A 23012-nucleotide genomic window follows, 5' to 3' on the forward strand; every position below is an offset into this window, starting at 1 on the left:
CGCTAAAAAACCGTATCAGGTTGTGGCAGATGGCCGCAGGGTTACCTTAAATCTGATCCGCACAAATGATGTTTTCCTGAGCCTGTTTTGTTTTTCGCAAGGTTTCTACAGTGCACGACATGCCAGTCCGGGTGGCCTGGCAAGACTTTGCAACCGTGGAAGCATTGACCATGAGCACAGCAACAATCGGACAGGCCTATAACTACAAGGTCGTCCGCCAATTCGTCGTGGCAACCGTGGTATGGGGTGTCGTGGGGATGGCGATGGGGGTGTGGATCGCCTCGCAACTGGTGTGGCCGCAGATGAACCTCGACCTGCCATGGACCACCTTCGGCCGCTTGCGCCCGTTGCACACCAGCCTGGTGATTTTCGGCTTTGCCGGCAGCGCGCAATTCGCCGCCAGTTACTACGCGGTACAGCGTACCTGCCAGGTGCGGCTGTTTTCGGACAAGCTCGCGGCATTCACTTTCTGGGGCTGGCAATCGGTGATTGTGGTGATGCTGATCACCCTGCCGCTGGGCTACACCACCACCAAGGAATACGCCGAGATCGAGTTCTCCGGCGCGGTGTGGATGACCGTGGTCTGGGTCGCGTATGCCATCGTGTTTTTCACCACCGTGGTGCAGCGCAAGACCAAGCACATCTACGTCGGCAATTGGTTCTTCGGCGCGTTTATCGTGGTGATCGCCATGTTGCACGTGGTCAATCACCTGGCGATTCCGGTGGACTGGTTCAAGTCCTATCCGGTGTATTCCGGGGCGACCGACGCCATGGTGCAGTGGTGGTACGGGCACAACGCGGTGGGCTTCTTCCTGACCACCGGGTTCCTGGGGATGATGTATTACTTCGTGCCGAAACAGGTTGGGCGGCCGGTGTATTCCTATCGCTTGTCGATCGTGCACTTCTGGGCGCTGATCACCCTGTACATCTGGGCCGGCCCGCATCACTTGCACTACACCGCGCTGCCGGACTGGGCGCAGTCGCTCGGCATGGCGATGTCGTTGATCCTGCTGGCGCCGAGCTGGGGCGGGATGATCAACGGCATGATGACGCTCTCGGGGGCCTGGCATAAGTTGCGCACCGACCCGATCCTGCGCTTTTTGGTGTTGTCCCTGGCCTTCTACGGCATGTCGACCTTCGAAGGGCCGATGATGGCGATCAAGACGGTCAACGCCCTCTCCCACTACACCGACTGGACCATCGGCCACGTTCACGCCGGCGCTCTGGGTTGGGTGGCAATGATCACATTCGGCTCGCTGTACCACATGATCCCGAAAATCTTCGGTCGCACGCAGATGCACAGCATCGGGCTGATCAACGCGCACTTCTGGCTCGCCACCATCGGCACCGTGCTGTACATCGCCTCGATGTGGGTCAACGGCATCACCCAGGGCTTGATGTGGCGTGCGATCAACGATGACGGCACGCTGACCTACTCCTTCGTCGAAGCCTTGCAGGCCAGCCATCCGGGGTTCGTGGTGCGCTTCGTCGGCGGTGTGTTCTTCCTCAGCGGCATGTTGCTGATGGCTTACAACGTCTGGCGCACGGTGCGGGTTTCGGACATCGAAATGGCCCACCGCGAAGCGCAGATTGCCTGAGGCGAGGGGCTTGAGATGATTGAGGTCGTGCTGAATGTGTTGGGGGTCGTGGGGCTTTGGCTGGCGGTTGAATACTGCCTGAAATACCAGACGACAGAGAGTCTGGAGGAAGCCAGTTTGATTCCGTTTGCCGATGACCCGGAGGTGGCACGGCGGGTGGAGTTGGCGACGGGGAAAACCGTGAAGGCGGTTGCGCCGGAAGAAGCAAAACCGGGCTGGGACAACCTGGAATTCTGACGCCACGCCGATCAATGTGGGAGCGGCGCATCGCCGCTCCCACAGGGGTATGTGTCAGGTCAGAGAATTCAGCTGCGTTCGCGGGGAATCAGGCTCTGCAACTGCTGCGCCAGAAAATTCGCATCGAATGCAAAGGTATCCGGGTCTTTCAAGCCATTGGTCTTGCGCCATTGCCAGTTGCTGGACGGTGGCAGGCATACCAACGAAATGCTGCCGTACCGCGCCGCTGTCAGGCCCATCACGGCCAGTGAAATCTGACCGCCGGCACCCATCACATCGGGCACAAACTCCACCGGCTTACCGGCGATCACAATGGACAGCTTCTCGGTCTTGAAGGTCGACGTTTCGACCGGAACGCTCGGTCCCGAGGCGACATAGGCCTCGCGGCTCACCTCCAGCAGATTCGGCGCCTGGACCGGTTCCAGCCATTGCTGGATCTGATTGAACAGTTCACCAATGCGCGTCGCCCACACGGCCGATTGCGACTCGAACAGTTGCTTCTTGTGCGCTTCGCTTTCTGCGTAATGGCGAAGCATCTCACCCAGTTGCTGTACGTCGTCCATTGTGGTGTTCCTTTGTTGAAGCGGTGCTGCGGACGTTGAGCATGGCAGATGCGCGTTGCCGGCGTACGACTAAAAGCGTGAACGGTATTGGCTGGGGGTCATGGCCAGGTATTTGCGAAAGGCACTGCCCATGTGGGACTGGTGGGCAAAGCCGGCGTCCAGGGCGATGTCGGCCAGGGACAGGTCGGTATGTTCAATCATCCAGCGTGCCGCCTGAAGCCGCACTTCAACGAGGTAAGCGTGGGGTGTCAGGCCGATGGCCCGGGTGAAGTCGCGCAGAAAGCGCAGCTCGTTTTGCCCGTAGGTGGCGGCCAATTGTTCAAGGGGCAGGGGCTCGTGGAACTGCTCGGCGATCAGGTCCAGCACTCGGGTGAAATCCCTGGGCGTGACGCGTTGCGCGGTATCGACCTTTGGACTCACCAAACCAACGAACTCCACCGCCCTTTGCTCAAGCGCCAGCCTGTCCGGTTGCGGAGCGAGCAACAGACGCCGCAGCTCCCGGCCCAGCACCAGCGCGCGGCGATTGCCTGAAGACTGCACACGGTGGTCAACCGAGGGTAAATGCTGATCGGCCAACGGCTCGTCCAGTCGCATCAGCAGGTATTCGCCACCGCTGGCCGATTCGGAAAACACTTCCACGCCGATCGGGGTGTAAGCCAGCACGCCAGGCAAGGTGTCGAAATCCACCCGGTGATCCGAATCGATGGCGTGCACGCCCTGTTGACGTTCCAGCGTCACCCCAAGGGTTTGCCACTGCACCGGGTCACGCGCGCTGTAAGCCGCACGGGGCATAAGCTGCAAGCAGAGTCTGCCGTCCAGCAGCTCCTGGCTCAGCACTGTTGGCATGTGAAATTTCCTGATAGATCGCGATGAAGAGCCATGGGTACTCTCAAATAAGGGCATGCTCGAACAAAGGGTTGCCATCACCAGGAGCACAACATGCGCACCATCGGCCTTATCGGCGGCATGAGCTGGGAGTCCAGCGCCGAGTATTACCGTCTTATCAACCAACAGGTGCGCGACCGACTCGGGCCGTTGCGTTCGGCGAAATTGTTAATGTACAGCGTCGACTTTGGCCCTGTCGAACAGGCCCAGCATGCGGGGCGCTGGGACGATGCCGCGGCGATTCTAGTGGATGCGGCGCAACGGTTGCAGGCGGGTGGCGCCGATTGCGTGGTGCTGTGCACCAACACCATGCACAAAGTGGCCGGGCAGATTCAGGCAGCGATCAGTATTCCGTTCCTGCACATCGCCGACCCGGCGGGTCAAGCTGCCGTCGAGGCTGGCGCGCTGAAAATCGGACTGCTCGGCACAGCGTTCACCATGGAGCAGGACTTCCTCAAGGAACGCCTGACTTCGATGGGGCTGACCGTGCTGGTGCCGGAGGCCGATGAACGTCAGGCCGTCCACCGGATCATCTATGACGAGTTGTGCGTCGGGGTGATCAGCGAGCCGTCACGCAAGGTCTATCAGCAGATCATCGAATCACTGACCCGACGTGGCGCCCAGGCAATCATCCTCGGTTGCACCGAAATCGGCCTGCTGATCAAACCCGAGCACAGCGCCCTGCCCTTGCTCGACACCACCGAACTGCATGCACAGGCAGCGGTGGCGTTCGCGTTGGGCGAGTGATTCAACCGGCCTTGGGCGGGCGACGCAGCCGCGCCATGCTCAAGGCATCGACCAGCACGCCGTCACGCACGGCGTAGTCGCGAAACAGCCCTTCGGTATCGAAGCCAAACTTGCGATACAGCCCGATGGCGGCTTCGTTGTCGGCGTACACCGAAAGCTCGAGCCGTTGCAGGTTCATCCAGTTGTCGGCGATGTCCAACGCCGCCGCCAACAGCTTCGAGCCGACGCCCTTGCCCTGCCAGGCTGTCGCTATGCCCATGCCGAGATTGCCGGCATGGCTGCGGCGGATCCTTGAAAACTGCTCCAGGCCAATATTGCCGATGACCGCCCCTTGATGCAGCGCCACCAGCTGCACCACACGTTCATTGTCCGGCGCCAGGCGTTTGCGCCAGGCCTCGGTGGACTGAAACGGCATTTGCAGCACCTGACGGGCAATGGCCGGGTCGTTGTAGAGCGCGGTAATGCCGTCGATGTGGGATTCGTTGAAACGTTCGAGGGTGATGACAGCGTCAGTGGCGGGCATGGGTGATTCATCCTTGAGACAGACATGGCCGCCCACTCTATACCGCAATCTTCCAGTGTGGCGAGAACCATGTGGGAGCGGGCTTGCTCGCGAAGGGGGGCTGGCAGTCAACATCATCGTTGAATGTGAAATCGCTTTCGCGAGCAAGCCCGCTCCCACATTTTGGATGGCGGTCACCCCTCGAACCACTCTCGGCGCTCTTCGAAGGTGTTCTGGATCAGCTCAACCATCATCTGCACCTGCGCTGAACCCTCGGACTCGGCATTGACCGCCATCCACACCTGACGCTGCATCGGTTGACTGAACAGTCCCGGCAACTCAATAAGGCCGCGATCGAAGCGGCTGATGTATCCGGGCAACAGGCCAATGCAGGCGCTGCAACGGATCATTTCCAGCATCAGTTCATAGGAATGCAACTGCACCACCCCGGCCAGGCGCTGATCCACGAGGGTATTCCACGGCCGGAAACAGTCGACCTGACGGTCATGCTGCCATTGCACCAACAGGAAATCCGTCAAGTCGTCGAGGCTGTCTGGCCGCGACGCCACCCGTGAATACCGTTTGGCGATGTGAGGCAGGTAGTCAAGCCGTGCCAGACGCCGGGGCTCGCTGACCGCAAAACTCGGGCCGGGCAGCGGTGATTCGGTGCCGGCCAGCCACAGCACCACATCGGCGCTGACCGCTTGCAGGGACAGTTCACTGTCCAGGGTGATGATGTCCAGGCGCACGCTGGCGTTGCGCCGCAACAAGGCAACCAGATCGCGACCGAGAATGTCATGCAGGATCGATTCGGCGACGGCCAGGCGAATCAACGGCTGTTCAATCACCGGCAAGTCGCGCTCGTGGGCCAAAGCAATCAACTGCGATTGCAGCTGCAATCCGTCACGACTGAGGGCAACGCCATTCTCTGAGTGGCTGAACAGCGAACACTGCAGTTGCGATTCAAGCTGCGCCAGTTGTTTACGCAGTTGGGTGGCCTTGATACTGAGACTGCGGGCCGCCTGCATGAAACAGCCGCAACGGGCACTGACCCGAAAAGACTGCGCCAGTACCGGATCGATCTCTGCCGCCAGTGCGCGCCAGGATGAGGTTTTTTCTACGGGCAAGCGGTACTCGGCAACTCGCTGGCGCGCTGTGGTTTCCATGAATCGCATCGCTGACTCCCTGTCGATCTGTCCTTGAGAGCCTCATCCTGCGCAGGGTTTATGAACCTGACGTGACACTCGGAGCGGAAAATCGATTCAGCCTCCAGGGGTTTGCCGAAAACTTACCGCCAGGCGATTCCAGCTGTTGATCGTGGTAACGGCGATGGTCAGGTCGACCATCTCGCCCTCGTTGAACTGCTCCCGGGCCTGCGTGTAAACGTCGTCCGGCACATGGCTTTCAGAGAGCAACGTGACGGCTTCGGTCCAGGCCAGCGCCGCGCGTTCTCGCGCATTGAAGAAGCCACTGTCGCGCCAGACCACGATCGAATACAACCGACGGTCAGTCTCGCCGAGTCGCCGGGCATCCACCGAGTGCATGTCAGTGCAGAAAGCGCAGCCATTGAGTTGCGAGGCGCGGATCTTGATCAAGTGCAGCAAGGCCGGCTCGATGCTGAGGTTACTGGTCAACGCCTCCATGGCAATCATCGCTTTCATCGCCTTGGGCGATGCGCTGTAGTAATCCAAGCGGGCGTTCATGGCGTGACCTCGTGGATCGAATGTGTGCCCCTCAAGGTAGGCGCTGATACGCCGACGTTACAGATCCAATTCTGCGAAATACCCGTGGACCACTCAGGCACCAGACCAATCGGAGGTTTTTCGCCCACGCAACTTTTGCGCAGGCGTTCATGCGGGTAATCTGGCCCGACGCACACGCGCCTCAATCGCCCCAGGAGCTTCGCCGGTATGGAACTTCACGTTGTCATCAACGGCCGCAAGGACCTGGCAGGCCAGTTGTACAACCAACTGCGCAGCGCCATCGAATCCGGCCGTCTGGCAGCCGGGACGCAGCTGCCGCCCAGCCGTTTACTGGCTGAACAACTGGGCATTTCGCGCAAGACCATTTCCGACACCTACACGCAACTGACCTACGAAAACTTCCTCACCGGAGTCATCGGCAAAGGCACCTACGTCAACGCCCGACCGGCGAAAATCACCCGTAAGCAGAGCCATTCGGAGTTGGCCAGTGCCGAGGTCATCGAGTCCTGGCGCAACTTGCCAGTGTTTCTGCGCCATCCGACGCTGGAAGGCTCGTTGCGTTACGACTTCATCGGCGGCGCCACCAGCAAGGGCCAGTTCCCCCAGGATGACTGGCGGCGCTGCACCGCTCACGCCTTGCGCCAGATCGCTGCGTCCAAGGGCTTCTACAGTTTGCCCGAAGGCCTGCCGGCGTTACGCAATGCGATTGCCCGGCACATCGCGTTTTCCCGCGGGGTCAATTGCCAGGACGAAGACGTGGTGGTGTGCAACGGTGCGCAACAGGCGCTGGACCTGATCTCCCGGGTGCTCACGCGGCCCGGCAGCATCGTCGCCATGGAAGACCCCGGTTACCCGCCCGCACGCCTGTTGTTCGGTACCCACGGCGCCACGGTGATCGGCGTCCCGGTGGATGCCGAAGGCATTCAAGTGGACAAAATCCCCCTTGGCACCCGCCTGATCTACGTCACCCCGTCGCACCAGTTTCCGCTCGGCATGCCGATGAGCCAGGCGCGCCGGGTGGCGCTGCTGGAGCGGGCCCATGAGTTGGGCGCGATCATCATCGAGGACGATTACGACAGCGAATTCCGCTACGAAGGCCGGCCCACCGATTCGCTGCAAAGCATGGATGAACGCGGCATCGTCGCTTACGTCGGGACCTTTTCGAAAACCCTGCTACCGGAGCTGCGCCTGGGTTATGCGATCCTGCCGCCGGCAATTCTCGAAGCGGTCATTCGCGCCAAGCAGCTCACCGACCTGCACACGTCCACCCTGCCCCAATGGGCGCTGGCCAAGTTCATCGCCGAAGGTTGTCTGCTCAAGCATGTCCGGCGCTGCCATACGATCTATGCCGGACGCCGTGAGCGGATCCTTGAGCGCATGGCCGGCGATCTGTCACCGTGGCTCGAGGCGGTTCCGACCACCGCCGGGTTCCACATGGTGGTTATGTGCAAAGTGTCTATCGATATTCCATTGGTGATCGAGCTGGCAAAAAAGGTCGAAGTCGGGGTGTATCCCATCGACAGTTTTTTCTATCAGCAAGCGCCGCAGTCCGGGCTGTTCCTCGGTTTTGGCGCCATCGAAACCCTGGACATCGACATCGCCCTGGACCGCCTGCGGGACATTTTGCAGCATGTCGCCTGACGAATTGGTCTGCGTTTTTATCCCGCGATTGGCTATTGGTGGTCCGGGAATGCAGGCCTATCCTGCATAAACGTTATCCCTCAATGAGCAGGATTCGTCCGGCCTGATTCAGGAGTGTGAGCAATGTCCAACGAAGTGATCAATACCGTTAAGGTGCAGGCCGCCGCCGGCCGCTCGGACGAACTGGGTAAGCAACTGCAAAAAATCGTCGACACCCTGCGCGAATTACCGGGCTGCGATTCCTATATGGTCGACCGCTGCCCCGAGGACGGCAACCGTTGGACGGTCAGTGCCCGCTGGCAATCGGAAGCGGCCATGCACATGCATTTCAACTGCCCTGAAGTACAAGGCTTTATCAGCCTGATCGACAGCCGCCTGGCCAACAGCGTCGACTTCAACAGCTTTCCTATCGTTTAAAAATTAGGTCGCCGCCTTCGGCTACTCCTACAGGGCTATGGGTACCTCTGTAGAAGTAGCTGGAGGCGGCGATCTTGTTTTTTCAACGCGCAGGATTGGTCCCCTCGCCTTCACGAAAATTGGCTGTTTGATTGGCCTTGGCCGAGACTTACTGTGGTCCCTGACTCTAACCACAGCAGGTGATAACCCATGAATGCCTTACGCTACTGTGCTGCGCCCCTCGCCGCCCTGGCCCTGACCTTTTGCGCCGCGACATACGCTCACGAAGCCGCCCCTTCGGAAAAGGTCACGGTGTTGCAGGACCAGATGTTGAAAAACGCACCGGGCAAAAAAGCGCTGATGATCGAAGTCGATTACAAACCCGGCCAATCATCCATCGCCCACAAGCACGACGGCACGGCCATGGCTTACGTCATTTCGGGAGAAATCATTTCCCAGGTCAAAGGCGAAAAGCCGATCACTTACAAGGCCGGTGAATACTGGTATGAGCCAGCCGGCTCGGAGCATTTGGTCTCGAAAAATGCCAGTGCCACCAAACCCGCCAAACTGTTGGTATTTATGGTGTTAGCGCCCGACGAAAAAGTATTGATCCCTTTGGAAAACTGATAGCTGTTGCGCCAGCCATAAATAAACAGGCTCGAATTAACAATTCGGGCCTGTTTATTTCCCGGCGCAATTAACCGGGATCTTTTAAACCAAACAAAAACTAGTGATCACCTGACAAGTGTAGTGATTGGCCATTTCATTCAGTGTCGACAGGTTTAGTCTGGAATCTCCGCCGACTGTGTCCGGCCTATTAACGTTCCGACTCAAGTTGTTTCACGGGAGAAACACCATGAAACTTGCACTTGTCAGTACCTTGACGATAACGATTCTTTTAACGGGTTGTTCAATACCCACTGCACCGAAAGCTGTTTCTTCGCTCGACGGCATTTTCACCGGACCGGTCGGCCGCAGCAGCGCCACGCATGTCACCCATGGCAGCAACGTGTCCCTGGGCATCGTGTACAGCCGCAACACGCAGACCAACCGCGACTACCTTCAGGATTACCAGGCCAACGCCGGCACCGGTTTCGGCCAGAGCCTGCTGGTGCAGTCGATTCACGATGCCTACGTCGCCACCTCCAAACCGGACCTGGCGGTGGACTGGGTCAAAGCATCCTTGCAACGTCAGTTTGGCTCGGTGACGGTGTATCCGGACATGCAAAGTCTCAAGGCCGCTAAACCGGACGTGGTCGCCATTGTCGACACGCGCAGTCAATTGATGACCTCGCGCAGTTCGGACATCAGCGCAAATGTCAGCGCAGCGTTCTACGATTCCAACTTCAACTACATCGGCACTGCGCAGGGTCATGACGCTAAAGAACTGAGTCCGTTATGGGCGGACTATAAACGCAGCGAAGAGATCGTTGCCGATATAAACGAACAACAGAATGTGCAAGTCAGGGCTTTGCAAAAGTTTGACCAGTCGCTCAGTAATTTATTGACCAGGCCGACAGATAAAGTGTCGATGATCGATAATAAAATAGGCAAAAAGTTGTATTGAGGTTGATGGCCCCTTCGCGAGCAAGCCCGCTCCCACATTAGTTCTGTGTACGACGCAAAACCAATGTGGGAGCGGGCTTGCTCGCGAAAGGGCCCGACCAGACAGCGCAAACTTTCAGGCAAAAAAAAGCCCCGTCTTTCTCAAGACGGGGCTTCTTCATTCAGCGCCTGATCAGGCCGCCGGCTCCAACTCAGCGCTGGCAATGCTAGCGGCAGTGACGGGCACTACCGCTTGACCGCTCAACGCCAGATCCAGCAACTCACGGTTGGCCACCGCATACATGGCGTAATCAGTGCCGCTGGCGGCACGGATTTCTACCAGCATGGCGCGCCAGCGTTCGATCATGCCTTCGTGCTCTTCCATCCAAAGTTCCAGACGGGTTTCCACGTCCTGGGTGCCGTCGCCCTGTTGCAGGACGGAGATGGTGATCGCACGTTGTTGCCAGTCGACGTCATCGCGGAACGCTTCACGGGCCAGGGCCTGCCAGTTGTTTTCAACCGGCAGAGCGCTGATCTGTTGCAGGTACCAGGTGATGTCCAGCGCGCTGCCCACGGCGAAGTATGCCTTCGCCACGTCGGCGGCGTTCTGACCGGTCACGTCGGACGCTTCGATGATCGGCAGCAAGGTGTACAGGTGAGTGGTGCCTGCAACCATGCGCGCCAGCAACTCAGGAACGCCAGCCGCAACGTACGCCTGATAACGGGTCTGCCAGCCTTCGCGGGTCGGGCCTTCCAGCAGTTCGTCGAGCTTGAGGCCCAGCGCTGCCAGATGTGGACCGAAGTGCGCGACGTCACGGGCAGCATTCTGCTCGTTACGACGGCTGCGCAGGAACCAGCGCGTAGCGCGACGGCCCAGACGCATCAGCTCATCCATCAGCTCCAGTTGCACGTCAGCGGAAACCTGGTAGTCCAGTGCTTCGATCTGACGGAACCAGTGCGGGAGATGGAAGATGTCGCGCACGATCACGTAAGCACCGGCCACGTTCGCCGGGCTCATGCCGGTCGACTCTTTGAGTCGTTGAACGAAGGTGATGCCCATGTGGTTGACCAGATCGTTGGCGATCTGGGTGCTGACGATCTCACGCTTCAGACGGTGACGGCGCATGGCGTCGGAGAACTTGCTCACCAGGGTCGGCGGGAAAGCGGTTTCCATGTCGCGCGTCAGGTAATCGTCGTCCGGCACCTGGGAGTTGAGCAGCGCTTCCTTGAGGTCGATCTTACTGTAGGAGATCAGCACCGACAGCTCTGCACGGGTCAGGCCATGGCCTTCCGCGAGACGCTCGTTGATCGCTTCTTCAGACGGCAGGAACTCGATGGCGCGATCCAGCTTGCCGCGGCCTTCCAGATCGTTCATCAGACGCTTGTATTCGGCAATCCGCACGAAGGCACGGCGTGCCGCAAGGGACAGTGCCTGAGTCTGCTTGTAGTTGTTGCCCAGCACCAGGTTGCCGACTTCGTCGGTCATGCTCGCCAGCAACTGGTTACGTTGCTTGTCGGTCATGTCACCGGCATGAACCACTTCGTTCAGCAGGATCTTGATGTTCACTTCGTGGTCGGAGCAGTCCACACCACCGGCGTTGTCGATGAAGTCGGTGTTGGAACCGCCGCCATTGAGGCCGAATTCGACACGACCCAGCTGGGTCATACCGAGGTTACCGCCCTCGCCCACGACTTTGCAGCGCAGTTCGTTGCCGTTCACGCGCAGCGCATCGTTGGCCTTGTCGCCGACATCGGCGTGGCTTTCGCTGCTGGCTTTGACGTAAGTACCGATACCGCCGTTCCACAACAGATCCACCGGTGCCTTGAGCAAGGCGTTCAGCAGTTCGGTCGGGGTCAGCTTGTCAGCCTGAATGTCGAAGCGCTCTTTCATCTGCGGGGAAATCGCGATGCTTTTCGCGCTACGGGAGAAGATCCCGCCGCCTTCGGACATGATGCTGGTGTCGTAATCCGACCAGGCCGAACGCGGCAGGTCGAACAGGCGCTGACGCTCGGCGAAGCTGTTGGCCGGCTCCGGGTTCGGGTCGATGAAGATGTGCAGGTGGTTGAACGCTGCGACCAGTTGCAGCTTGTCGGACATCAACAAACCGTTACCGAACACGTCACCGGCCATGTCGCCGACGCCGACCACCGTGATGTTGTCTTCCTGAACATTGATGCCGCGTTCGCGGAAGTGACGTTGAACGCCAACCCACGCGCCCTTGGCGGTGATGCCCATTTTCTTGTGGTCGTAACCGGCCGAGCCGCCCGATGCGAACGCATCGCCGAGCCAGAAGCCGTAGTCGATGGCGATACCGTTGGCGATGTCGGAGAAGGTTGCAGTGCCCTTGTCCGCAGCGACCACCAGGTACGGGTCATCGTCGTCATGCCGCACGACGTTGGCCGGCGGTACCAGCGCACCGTCTTTCAGGTTGTCGGTGATGTCCAACAGGCCCGAGATGAAGATGCGGTAGCAGGCGATGCCCTCGGCCGCGATCTCGTCCCGACCGCCACCCAGTGGCAGGCGACGCGGCAGGAAGCCGCCCTTCGCGCCCACCGGCACGATGACCGAGTTCTTCACTTGCTGGGCTTTTACCAGGCCCAGGACTTCGGTGCGGTAGTCTTCTTCACGATCAGACCAGCGCAGACCACCGCGAGCAACGTTACCGAAGCGCAGGTGCACGCCTTCGACACGTGGCGAGTAAACGAAGATTTCGAACTTCGGTACTGGCTTCGGCAGCTCTGGAATCTGGTGCGGGTTGAACTTGAAGCTGAAGTAGGACTTGTTCTGACCGTGCGCGTCGGTCTGGTAGAAGTTGGTCCGCAGGGTGGCCTTGATCAGGTCCAGGTAGCGACGCAGGATACGGTCTTCGTTCAGTACCTGAACGTCGTCCAGGGCGCTGAGAATCGCGTGTTCCAGGCGTTGCTGCTTGTCTTCCAGATCGTCGCCGGTCAGCTTGCGCGCCAGGTAGAAACGGGTTTTGAACAACCGGGTCAACTCGCGAGCGATGTCGGTGTGGTTGTTCAGGGTGCTGGCGATGTAACCCAGGTCGAAGCCCAGGCGAATCTGCTTCATGTAACGGGCGTAGGCACGCAGCAGCGCGACGTCGCGCCATGGCAGGCCGGCAGTCAGCACCAGGCGGTTGAACGCATCGTTCTCGGCATCGCCGCGCACGATGTGGACGAAAGCGTCCTGCAAGGTGTCGTTGAGTTGCTGGATGTCGAGTTCCAGGCCTTCAGCGGCGGTGAACGCAAAGTCGTGAATCCAGAACTCGCGGCCATTGTTGTGACGCAGGCGATACGGGAATTCACCCAGCACGCGCAGGCCGAGGTTTTCCAGGATCGGCAATACGTCTGACAACGCCAGCGGGGTATCGGCGTGATACAGCTTGCAGTGCAGCTCGCGCTGACCGGAGACCTGACCCAGTGGCTGATAGAAGCTCATCACCAGCGGGTTGGATTCTTTCAGGCTCAGCAGGTGCTGCATGTCGACCACAGCCGAATGCGCGGCGAAACGCTCGCGGTAACCGGCCGGGAAGCCTTTCGGGAAGTCGGCCAACACGTTGGTGCCGTGGGCTTCGCCGAAGCTTTCGACCACCAGGCTCGCGTAGTCGTCCTGCCAGCTGCGGCAGGCTTGCACGACTTCTTTTTCCAGCAGAACCGGGTCGATGTCCAGACGGTTCTTCGGATCGACGCGCAAAATCAGCTGCACGCGGGCCAGCACGGACTCGGAGAAGAAGGTCCAGAACTCGCAGTCCGAGGCTTTCAGGCGATCCATCAGCACTTGCTGGATCTTCTGGCGCACTTCGGTGGAGTAGATATCGCGCGGCACGTAGGCCAGGCAGTAGCAGAAACGACCGTACGGGTCTTTGCGCAGGAACACGCGAATCTTGTTGCGTTCCTGGATCTGCACGATCGACATCACGGTGGCAAACAGTTCGTCGACCGGGGTCTGGAACAGGTCGTCGCGCGGCAGCACTTCAACCACCTGAGCCAGTTCCTTGCCCAGGTGAGCCTTGGCCTGGAAGCCGGAACGGCGTTCGATTTCTTCGACCTTGCGGCGGATGTACGGGATGACCCGCACGCTCTCGCCATACACCGAGGAGGTGTACAGGCCCATGAAACGGCATTCCTTGATCACGTTGCCGTCGGCATCGATTTCACGGATCGACACGTAATCCGGGTAAGCCGGACGGTGTACACGGCTTGGGTGCGCAGCCTTGGCGAACGACAGCAGGGTCGGTTCGCGCAGGTAGTTTACGGCGTAGTCTTCGATGCGCAGGTCATCGTAGGTCAGGCCGGTGCGCAGCAATTTGGTCAGGCCGAGGAAGGAGTCCTGGTCGTAGACGATGTGGCCGCCGTCGGCTTCATCGCGCACCACGAACTCTTCATAGCCCAGGAACGTGAAGTGGTTGCCCACCAGCCATTCCAGGAAGCTTTTGATTTCGCCTTTTTCTTCAGGGTCGACCGCGAACTGGCTGTTGTCCAGGCCGGTGAGGATTTCCTGGACCTTGGCTTTCATCGGCTCGAAATCGGCAACTGCGACGCGGACTTCACCGAGTACCTGTTCCAGCTCTTTGCTCAGGACATTGAGCTCGGCGGTGTTGGCGCAACGGTCGATTTCCAGGTACATCAGCGATTCTTGAAGAATGCCTTCGCCCTGGGTGCCTTTCGGCAGGATTTCCAGCAACTCGCCCTTGCTGCCGCGACGTACGCTCAGCACAGTGGTTTGCAGAGTATGGATGCTGTAGCCGCGACGGTTCAGCTCGGTGCGTACCGAGTCCACCAGAAATGGCAGGTCGTGGTGCAGCACTTCGACCGCGGTGTGGGTCGACTGCCAGCCGTGGCGTTCGTAATCGGGGTTGTAGACGCGCACTTGCGGTTGCGCGTGATCGAAGCGCTCAAGCAGGCGCCACGCAGAAAGGGTGCAGCCGGCGAGGTCGGACAACCGACGCTGGGTCAGCTCGTCCAGGGAAATGATGCCGAAAAATTGTTCCGCGAACAGCGCCACTTGTGGCAGTGCCTGTTCACTGATGTGCTGGGCCAGTGCCGCTTGCAGTTGGTGCTGGAAGTCGGCTTTGCTGGCTGCGGTGAAGAACGCCATCTGTGGTACTCCGCTTGGGCTTGTTATTGATGGAAGCGTCGCGTGCAAACCCCTTTCGGGGCAATCCGTCACCCTGTTCCTGATTCTCGGGCAGAGGAAACAGGATGACAGGTGGGTGAAGCTGGACGAGACACTCAGGTCACATTCACCTTCCATGAATGGGCATCTGCAAAAACGACTGGGCAAGGTGCAGCGCAATGCCTTTACAGGTGCTCATCCGTTGCGCAGCTTAACCAGTGCGGCAAGCCCCGTGCTTGCAGCGCTGCGACATATTCGGTCATCGGTACGCAGCTTGCGCCTTGTGCATCGAACAACACTAGCAGCCACACGGCAAAACGGGGGGTTTAAGCCCGGTTTAGCGGCACATCCGTACCAGAAATGACCAGCAATACCCCAGATGTTCACGACACATCCTCAGACACTCAGGCGAGCAGAAATTCCCCAGGGCTGGCAGAATCGCCCTTTGTTCGTCTTCACAACGCTCGTCGAGCCAGGAATTCCCCATGCAAATGACCACCGCCCTCTTGATCGTCAACCCGTGCGACGACGAAGAAGACAACATGGCCATGCTCTGCTGCCACAGCGATCAGGGCGATATGTTCCTGATGACCCGCTACCCGGACGAGGACGCGCTGGACATCAGCCTTGGCGACGAGCCTTCGACGCTGGACGGCGTAAAAGTCACCCTCAGCGCTACCCGCCTGCTGATCGAAATCGCTGCTGCTGACGCCGATGCGCTCAATGGTGATGATTCGCTGGAAATCATTCACAGCACTGATGCGAGCGACTTGGCGGAAGTGGAAGAAACACTGCAGAACATCCTCAAGGGTACTGGCACCTACATAAGTCAGCTCTGAGCCCCTGAGTCTCGGGTACCTGAACCTGCCTCATCGCGAGCAGGCTCGCTCCCACAGGGGATCTCCTGCGGATGCAAAATTTGCGTCCAGCACAATTCCAATGTGGGAGCGGGCTTGCTCGCGAAGAGGCCCGAAAGAACACCATCACCCTCTGAGTCCTACAAAATTCAAACAATCTCGCCAATCAATTCCTGCACTTTGCACAAAATGCCGTTAGTCGCCGCCCCCCGCGATAGATTAAAGTAACGCCCCCAGCCCTGGCGTTATTCGAACGTCTTCGGTCACCCTTTCCAGGAACAGTCATCGATGGAACATCGTGAAGCGCTGCTAGCGCTGCGAACCTTTCTTTCAACGCAGATTCTCGGCCAGGAAAAACTCATCGAGCGCTTGCTCATCGCCTTGCTCGCCGACGGCCACATGCTGGTCGAGGGCGCTCCGGGCCTGGCCAAGACCAAGGCCATCAAAGAACTTGCCGAAGGCATCGAAGCACAGTTCCATCGCATCCAGTTCACCCCCGACCTGTTGCCGGCCGACATCACCGGTACGGAAATCTATCGCCCGGAAACCGGCAGTTTCGTGTTCCAGCAAGGCCCGATCTTCCACAACCTGGTACTGGCGGACGAAATCAACCGCGCCCCGGCCAAGGTTCAATCGGCCCTGCTCGAAGCCATGGGCGAGCGCCAGGTCAGCGTCGGGCGCAGCACCTACGAGCTGTCGCCGCTGTTTTTGGTGATGGCCACGCAAAACCCGATCGAGCAGGAAGGCACCTATCCATTGCCCGAAGCGCAGCTCGACCGCTTCCTGATGCATGTGAAAATCGGCTTCCCGGACGCCGCCGTCGAACGTCGGATCCTGCAACAGGCCCGTGGCGAAGCGCTGAACGGCGAAACCAAGCCCGAGCGCCGGGTCAGCCAGCAGGCGATTTTTGCCGCACGCAAGGAAATCCTTGGCTTGTACATGGCCGATGCCGTGGAGGAATACCTGGTGCAACTGGTCATGGCCACCCGCACCCCGGCCAAGTTCGACCCGGAGATGGCCGAGTGGATCGCCTATGGCGCCAGCCCGCGCGGCTCGATTGCCCTCGACCGTTGCGCCCGGGCCCACGCCTGGCTGGCCGGTCGCGACTTCGTCAGCCCGGAAGACATTCAAGCTGTGCTGTTCGACGTACTGCGCCACCGCATCATTCTTTCCTTTGAAGCCGAAGCCGCGGGCATCGACCAGGACCGGGTGGTCCAGCGGATTCTCGACGTCGTAGCCGTCGCTTGACCCCGATGAACGTCATCCTGCCGCCCGAGCCGGGCATCCGTGTCAGCCTCGCCGAACTGATCGAGATGCGTCATCGCGTGCGTGAAGTGCAACTGTTTTCCACACCGAGCCAGCGCAGCCCGCTGATCGGCCTGCACCACTCCAAACTGCGCGGGCGCGGGGTGGACTTCGATCAGGTGCGGGTCTATCAGGCCGGCGATGACGTGCGCAGCATCGATTGGCGCGTCACCGCCCGCACCCAGGAACCCCACACCAAGCTGTTCCATGAAGAGCGGGAGCGGCCGATTTTCATCATGGTCGAGCAAAGCCGCCGACTGTTTTTCGGCTCGGGGCTGATGTTCAAATCGGTGCTCGCCGCCCAGGCAGCAAGCCTGATCGGCTGGGCCGCACTGGGTCATAACGATCGGGTCGGCGGACTGGTGTTCGGCAACAACGAGCACTATGAAATCAAGCCACGACGCAGCAAACAGAGCCTGCTGCAATTGCTCAACCGGCTGGTGCGGGTCAATCAGTCGCTGCACACGGAAAACGAGCCGGACCGGGACGCCTTCAACATTGCCCTGCGTCGCGCCCGGGAAGTACTGCGTCCCGGCAGCCTGGTGATCATCATCTGCGACGAACGCACCCTGACCGAGGGCGCCGAACAGCAGCTGAGCCTGTTGTCGCGGCATTGCGATCTATTACTGCTGCCGGTATCCGATCCGCTGGATCACGCCCTGCCCGCCGCCGGGCTTTTACGTTTTGCCGAACGCGGTGCGCAACTGGAGCTCGACACCCTGAATTTCGAGCTGCGCCAGACCTATCGCGCCCAGGCCGAAGCGCGCCTCGCTCGCTGGGAATTGCTCGCGCAGAAGCTGCGGGTGTTGCTGATGCCCCTGAGCACCCAGAGCGAAATGGTTGAACAATTGCGCGAATACCTGAACCCGCAGAAACCGGGGAAAGGCCGATGAGCAGCCTCGATCAACTGCAACCGCTGATCTCCCCGCCACCCATCGAATTCTGGCCACCGGCACCGGGCTGGTGGCTGTTGCTGGTGTTAGTGCCGTTCATTGGTTTCGGTCTGTGGAAGGCCAGGCACTTCTTTGCGAACAAACGCCCGATCGTGCGCGCCGAACAACCGCTGGACCCGGTGCGCCTCGCCGCGCTGGCAGAACTCGCGCGGATGCCCAAACCCTACGACGGCGCGCCGGCCGGTGCCTGGTTGCAGCAACTCAACGGTTTGCTCAAACGCCTGTGCCGCAACCATTACCCCTACAGCCAGAGCCACACCCTCAATGGGCGCAAATGGCTGGCATTCCTCGACAATCGCTGCCCGGCCGCCGGCCTGACCCGCTGGATGGTGCTGGTCGAAGGCGCCTACAAACCCGAATGCAAACTCGACGACAAGGCCATCGCCGGCCTGACTCAAGCGGTCGACACCTGGATTCGTAAACATGTTTGAGTTCGCCTGGCCGTGGGTCTTTGCCCTGTTGCCGCTGCCCTGGCTGATGCGCATCGTGCTGCCTGTCGCCGACAGTGGCGAGCCGGCGCTCAAAGTCAGTTTCCTCGGCGACCTCGAAGGCCTGGTCCGCCGCCGCGCCCGGGCCAACCTGCCGGCCTGGCGCCAACAGGCACCGTTCATTCTGCTGTGGCTGTTGCTACTGATCGCGGCGGCGCGCCCGCAATGGCTTGGCGAACCGCTGCCCATCGCCGCCAGCGGTCGCGATCTGCTGGTAGCGGTCGACGTGTCCGGCTCGATGGATTTCCCCGACATGCAATGGCAGGACGAAGAAGTCAGTCGACTCACCCTGGTTCAGCACTTGCTCGGTGACTTCCTTGAAAGTCGCGATGGCGATCGCGTCGGCCTGATCCTGTTCGGCAGCCAGGCGTATCTGCAAGCACCGCTGACGTTCGACCGGCACACGGTGCGCGTGTGGCTCGACGAGGCGCGGATCGGCATCGCCGGCAAGAACACCGCCATCGGCGATGCCATCGGCCTGGCCCTCAAACGCCTGCGCCAACGCCCGGCACAAAGTCGCGTACTGATTCTGGTCACTGACGGCGCCAACAACGGTGGCCAAATCGACCCGCTCACGGCTGCGCGGCTGGCGGCTAGCGAAGGCGTGAAAATCTACCCGATCGGCATCGGCGCCGATCCGGAGCAAAGCGGCACTTTGGGTTTCCTGGGGGTCAACCCGAGCCTCGACCTCGACGAACCCTCCTTGATGGCGATCGCCGAAGCCACGGGCGGCCAGTATTTTCGCGCCCATGATGGCAAGGAACTGCAAGCGATCAAGGACACCCTTGACCAACTGGAACCGGTGACCCAGCAACCGACTCAGGCCCGCCCGGCCCAGGCGTTGTACCACTGGCCTTTGGCGCTGGCGTTGCTGTTGAGCATGCTGTTGGTTGTTCGCGAGCGCTGGCCGGACAACCCGTTGCGGCGACTGTTCACCAAGGACCTTCTGCAAACTCAACTGCCCGACTGGCGCCAGCGGCTGAAACGCCTGCGTCTGCGGAGGCGCCGATGAGCGCACTCTGGCCGTACTTGTTTCGCCCCTGGTGGTTGCTGTTGTTGCCATTGCTTGGCTGGTTGCTCTGGCAACTCTGGCATCGGCAGAAACGCGCCGGGCGCTGGCAGATGATTCTGCCACCGGCGTTCCATGCCGCGCTGCTCAGTGGTGGCAGCGGTCGCGACAGCAAATTGCCGTGGGTCATCCTTGGATGTGCCTGGGTGCTGACCGTTCTGGCGCTGCTTGGGCCGAGCTGGGAACGTGTCGAGCAAGCCAGCCAGAAACCCGCCGACCCATTGGTCGTGGTCCTTGAGCTGACCCCGGAAATGCTCGCCACCGACGTACCGCCCAGCCGGCTGGAACAGGCTCGGCGCAAGCTGTTCGACCTGCTGGAGAACCGCAGCGATGCCCAGACCGCGATCGTCGTCTACGCCGGCAGCGCTCACACGCTGGTGCCGCTATCTGATGACCTGTCGACCAGCCGTAATCTATTGGATGCCCTCAAGCCTTCGCTGATGCCCCAAGTGGGACATCGCGCCGACCTGGCGGTGACCAAGGCCCTTGCCCTGCTGAAACAGGGCGCCCTCGGTGACGGGCGGATCCTGCTGATCGGTTCGACCTTGACCGAACTGGAACGCCAGGGGATTGAGCAGGCGCTGGACGGCAAATCGACTCAATTTCTGATGCTCGGTATCGGCACTGCCGAAGGCGCGCCGATCACCCAGGAGGACGGCAGTTTTCTGAAGGACGACCAAGGCGCGATTCTGGTGCCACATCTGGACGAGCCAAGCCTGATAGCCTTTGCCAACGACCTGGGCGGAAGCTATCGCCACGCGCGCCTGGACGATGCCGACTTGCGTGCACTCGGCTTGCTCGAGGGACCACGCGCGCTGCGCAACGACGGCCATACCCTGCGCCTCGATACGTGGGCCGATCAGGGTTACTGGCTGTTGTTGCCGTTGCTGCTGCTGGCGGCGTGCGCCGGTCGTCGCGGCTGGCTGTTCTGCTTGCCACTGCTGTTTTTGCTGCCACAACCGAGTTATGCCTTCGACTTCAACGATTTGTGGCTGCGGCCCGACCAACAGGGTTTGATCCTGCTCAAGCAAAAGCGCCCGGCCGAGGCGGCGCAGCATTTTGAAGATCGACAATGGCAAGGTGTCGCGCTCTACGAGGCAGGCGACTACAGCGGCGCCGCCCAGCGGTTCGCCGAAGGCAGCGACGCCCACGCCCACTACAATCGTGGCAACGCCCTGGCCAAAAGCGGCGAGCTGGAAGCCGCGCTGGATGCCTACGATCAGGCACTGGAACGCCAACCGGATTTGCGTCCCGCCCTGACCAACAAAGCGCTGGTGGAAACTCTGCTCAAGCAGAAAAACACTCCACCGCCCGTTGATCAGGACAAAAACGCCGGCAACGAGACCGAGCCCCCCACGCAAGAACCGCCGCCGGGCGCGGCCACGCAACCGTCGGATAAGGGCGAACCGAAAACCGACGGCCAACCAACCACGACGGACTCTGACCAACAGAGCAAAGCGCCGTCGAAACCCGGCACCAATGAAGTCCCGGGCAGTGAGCTGGGGGATGAAGACAGCACCCGACCACCGATGCGCCCGGCCAACGACAGCATCGACGGTGAACAGCGCCAGGCGCTGGAGCAATGGCTGCGCAAGATCCCGGATGACCCGGGTGAATTGCTCAGGCGCAAATTCTGGTATGAACAGCAACAACATCAGGATCAGGGAAAAACTCGATGACCCGCTTCACCACTTTCTTGCTCGCACTGCTGATCTGCACTGTTCAGGCCCAGGCTGCGGGGCTGGTCGCCAGTGTGGATCGCAGTCGCCTGAACAGCGGCGAAACGATTGAACTGACCCTGGAAACCAACGACGTGACGCAGTTCGGCAAGCCCGACCTGACACCACTGGAGCCGGCGTTCGACGTGCGCGGCACCCGTCAGGTCAACCAGTTGACCACCCTGAACGGCGACAACCGTGCGACCACCCGCTGGATCATCACCCTGCTGCCTCGGCAAAACGGCAGCGTGGTGATTCCGTCACTGCAACTGGGTGACGTGCAGAGCCAGCCGATCACCGTGCAAGTGGTCGAGACCGAAACCCAGGACAGCCCGACCCAACGGGACCCGGTGTTCATCGACGCCAGTCTCGATCAAAACAGCGTGTACGTACAGGCCCAGGCGATCCTGACCTTGCGCATCTACCATTCGGTGTCGCTGTACGACGACAGCAGCCTGCCCCCTTTGCAAATCCCCGATGTGCGCATCGAGCAACTGGGCGAAGCACGCACCTATGAGAAAGACATCAATGGCCTGCGCCACGGCGTGATCGAAATGCGCTACGCGATCTACCCGCAACACAGCGGTGAGTTGGTCATCCCGCCGCAGGTATTCAATGCCGCACTGGTGGACGCACAGCCCGCCAAGGACGCCGCCACGCAGGCACCGAAATCCGGCAAATTGATGCGAGTCAGCTCCGCCGAGATTCTGCTGACGGTCAAGGCCAAACCCATCACCTACCCGGCTGACGTGCCGTGGCTGCCGGCCCGCAGCCTCAGCCTGAGCGAAAGCTGGAACCCGGAACCGGATCATGCGCAGGTGGGTGATTCGTTGACCCGCAGCCTGACGGTAAAGGCTGAGGGGCTGGACAGTTCGCAATTGCCACCGCTGCCCGCCACCGACGTCAACGGCTTGCGGCGCTACCCGGATCAACCGGTACTGGGCAACCAGAACAGCGAACGAGGCCTGATCGGCAGTCGCGAAGACCGTGAAGCCCTCGTCCCGACGCGCAGTGGCGCAATCGAATTGCCAGCGGTTGAAGTGATCTGGTGGAACACCTTCGAGGACCACCTCGATCACAGCAGCCTGCCGGCTCAAACCCTGCCAGTGGCGAACAACCCGAGCCTGATGGTCGACACCCCGGCCGGCATGCCCCAAGTCTTTTCCGCAGCCGACAACGAAGCCCTCTGGTGGTGGAAACTCAGCACCCTGATCCTGGCCTGCACCACCCTGCTGGGCTTCGGTCTCTGGTGGCGCGCCCGCTGGCAACCGGCGATCCTGCGTGCGGCGCAGACCGGCCCGAGCCCGCGCACCGTGCTCGACGATCTCAAACGCGCCTGTCAGGCCAACGACTCCCACGCCACCCGCCAGGCCCTCGACGCCTGGGCCCGACAACAACCGGAAACCCTGGCCGATATGGCGGCGCGCTTTGTGCCGTTGTCCGACGCCCTCGACGGCTTGAACGGCGCGCTCTACAGCGAAACCGGCCAGCATTGGCAAGGTGAAGACCTGTGGCGGGCGATCAAGGCGATTCCGATTGCCGAGCGGGTTCAGGATCCGGTGGGCGACAGTGGATTGCCGCCGCTTTATCCCAAATAACCACTGCCACCGCATCCCCTGTAGCAGCTTGGCCAAGCCAGCTGCTACAGGATTGTGGCGTTGACCACCTGCAACGTGTTTGCCAGTA

20 protein-coding genes are annotated in these 23012 nt (G+C 60.5%); 14 read left to right on the forward strand and 6 right to left on the reverse strand.

The features are described from left to right. Window positions 1-170: 170 nt before the first annotated feature. Both ccoN and KGB03_RS08820 read left to right on the forward strand, forming a co-directional pair. Window positions 171-1598 carry a cytochrome-c oxidase, cbb3-type subunit I gene (ccoN, locus tag KGB03_RS08815; RefSeq protein ID WP_192409442.1) on the forward strand — a complete coding sequence of 476 codons (1428 nt, stop codon included), beginning with the start codon at window positions 171-173 and terminating at the stop codon, window positions 1596-1598. Between the two features lie 15 nt (window positions 1599-1613). Next, window positions 1614-1835: a cbb3-type cytochrome c oxidase subunit 3 gene (locus KGB03_RS08820; protein ID WP_218534632.1), complete on the forward strand. Its 222-nt coding sequence runs from the start codon at window positions 1614-1616 to the stop codon at window positions 1833-1835. Window positions 1836-1903: 68 nt separating this feature from the next. Here KGB03_RS08820 and KGB03_RS08825 read toward each other — a convergent pair whose 3' ends face one another. Continuing rightward, a complete protein-coding gene (locus KGB03_RS08825) occupies window positions 1904-2398 on the reverse strand; it encodes a hypothetical protein (RefSeq protein ID WP_223526849.1) in 495 nt (164 codons plus the stop codon). A gap of 69 nt (window positions 2399-2467) precedes the next feature. Then, complete coding sequence (locus KGB03_RS08830) at window positions 2468-3244, reverse strand: helix-turn-helix domain-containing protein (RefSeq protein WP_223526850.1); 777 nt, start codon at window positions 3242-3244, stop codon at window positions 2468-2470. Between the two features lie 93 nt (window positions 3245-3337). Here KGB03_RS08830 and KGB03_RS08835 point away from each other — a divergent pair, with 93 nt between their 5' ends. Continuing rightward, complete coding sequence (locus KGB03_RS08835; protein ID WP_223526851.1) at window positions 3338-4030, forward strand: aspartate/glutamate racemase family protein; 693 nt, start codon at window positions 3338-3340, stop codon at window positions 4028-4030. Between the two features lies 1 nt (window position 4031). Here KGB03_RS08835 and KGB03_RS08840 read toward each other — a convergent pair whose 3' ends face one another. The 3 genes from KGB03_RS08840 to KGB03_RS08850 form a co-directional block, all read right to left on the reverse strand. Further along, a complete protein-coding gene (locus KGB03_RS08840; RefSeq protein WP_223526852.1) occupies window positions 4032-4553 on the reverse strand; it encodes a GNAT family N-acetyltransferase in 522 nt (173 codons plus the stop codon). Between the two features lie 173 nt (window positions 4554-4726). Continuing rightward, window positions 4727-5707, reverse strand: a complete 981-nt coding sequence (locus tag KGB03_RS08845) for a LysR family transcriptional regulator (RefSeq protein ID WP_223526853.1) — start codon at window positions 5705-5707, stop codon at window positions 4727-4729. An 87-nt stretch (window positions 5708-5794) separates the two neighbouring features. Next, complete coding sequence (locus KGB03_RS08850) at window positions 5795-6235, reverse strand: carboxymuconolactone decarboxylase family protein (protein ID WP_008150813.1); 441 nt, start codon at window positions 6233-6235, stop codon at window positions 5795-5797. Window positions 6236-6442: 207 nt separating this feature from the next. Here KGB03_RS08850 and KGB03_RS08855 point away from each other — a divergent pair, with 207 nt between their 5' ends. From KGB03_RS08855 to KGB03_RS08870, 4 genes are all read left to right on the forward strand, one after another. Further along, window positions 6443-7876, forward strand: coding sequence for a PLP-dependent aminotransferase family protein (locus KGB03_RS08855; RefSeq protein WP_223526854.1), 1434 nt, complete (start codon window positions 6443-6445; stop codon window positions 7874-7876). A gap of 123 nt (window positions 7877-7999) precedes the next feature. Then, the gene (locus KGB03_RS08860) at window positions 8000-8293 is read left to right on the forward strand and encodes a putative quinol monooxygenase (RefSeq protein WP_192409451.1); all 294 of its coding nucleotides are present in this window, start codon (window positions 8000-8002) and stop codon (window positions 8291-8293) included. 189 nt (window positions 8294-8482) lie between these two features. After that, the gene (locus KGB03_RS08865) at window positions 8483-8899 is read left to right on the forward strand and encodes a cupin domain-containing protein (RefSeq protein WP_111451560.1); all 417 of its coding nucleotides are present in this window, start codon (window positions 8483-8485) and stop codon (window positions 8897-8899) included. A gap of 229 nt (window positions 8900-9128) precedes the next feature. Further along, entirely contained in the window at window positions 9129-9839 is a 711-nt protein-coding gene (locus tag KGB03_RS08870) for an ATPase (protein ID WP_223526855.1), read from the forward strand. A gap of 171 nt (window positions 9840-10010) precedes the next feature. On the opposite strand, the gene KGB03_RS08875 is transcribed toward KGB03_RS08870, so the two are convergent. After that, window positions 10011-14918 (reverse strand): NAD-glutamate dehydrogenase, encoded by a 4908-nt coding sequence (locus KGB03_RS08875; RefSeq protein ID WP_218534623.1) that lies wholly within the window; start codon window positions 14916-14918, stop codon window positions 10011-10013. 503 nt (window positions 14919-15421) lie between these two features. Here KGB03_RS08875 and KGB03_RS08880 point away from each other — a divergent pair. The 7 genes from KGB03_RS08880 (at window position 15422) to KGB03_RS08910 (ending at window position 22924) form a co-directional block, all read left to right on the forward strand. Next, window positions 15422-15775 (forward strand): hypothetical protein, encoded by a 354-nt coding sequence (locus KGB03_RS08880; RefSeq protein WP_218534622.1) that lies wholly within the window; start codon window positions 15422-15424, stop codon window positions 15773-15775. A 306-nt stretch (window positions 15776-16081) separates the two neighbouring features. After that, window positions 16082-17041 carry an AAA family ATPase gene (locus KGB03_RS08885; protein WP_008150800.1) on the forward strand — a complete coding sequence of 320 codons (960 nt, stop codon included), beginning with the start codon at window positions 16082-16084 and terminating at the stop codon, window positions 17039-17041. A 5-nt stretch (window positions 17042-17046) separates the two neighbouring features. Then, on the forward strand, window positions 17047-17991 hold the full coding sequence (locus KGB03_RS08890) for a DUF58 domain-containing protein (protein WP_008150798.1): 945 nt from the start codon (window positions 17047-17049) through the stop codon (window positions 17989-17991). Continuing rightward, on the forward strand, window positions 17988-18482 hold the full coding sequence (locus tag KGB03_RS08895) for a DUF4381 domain-containing protein (protein WP_192409455.1): 495 nt from the start codon (window positions 17988-17990) through the stop codon (window positions 18480-18482). Before KGB03_RS08890 ends, KGB03_RS08895 begins: the two co-directional genes overlap by 4 nt. After that, window positions 18475-19551, forward strand: a complete 1077-nt coding sequence (locus KGB03_RS08900) for a vWA domain-containing protein (protein WP_218534621.1) — start codon at window positions 18475-18477, stop codon at window positions 19549-19551. Before KGB03_RS08895 ends, KGB03_RS08900 begins: the two co-directional genes overlap by 8 nt. Continuing rightward, window positions 19548-21287: a tetratricopeptide repeat protein gene (locus KGB03_RS08905; protein WP_223526856.1), complete on the forward strand. Its 1740-nt coding sequence runs from the start codon at window positions 19548-19550 to the stop codon at window positions 21285-21287. Before KGB03_RS08900 ends, KGB03_RS08905 begins: the two co-directional genes overlap by 4 nt. Continuing rightward, entirely contained in the window at window positions 21284-22924 is a 1641-nt protein-coding gene (locus KGB03_RS08910; RefSeq protein ID WP_223526857.1) for a BatD family protein, read from the forward strand. Before KGB03_RS08905 ends, KGB03_RS08910 begins: the two co-directional genes overlap by 4 nt. The last annotated feature ends 88 nt before the right edge of the window (window positions 22925-23012 follow it).

This window comes from Pseudomonas sp. BF-B-26 (assembly GCF_019956495.1).
Taxonomy (GTDB): domain Bacteria; phylum Pseudomonadota; class Gammaproteobacteria; order Pseudomonadales; family Pseudomonadaceae; genus Aquipseudomonas.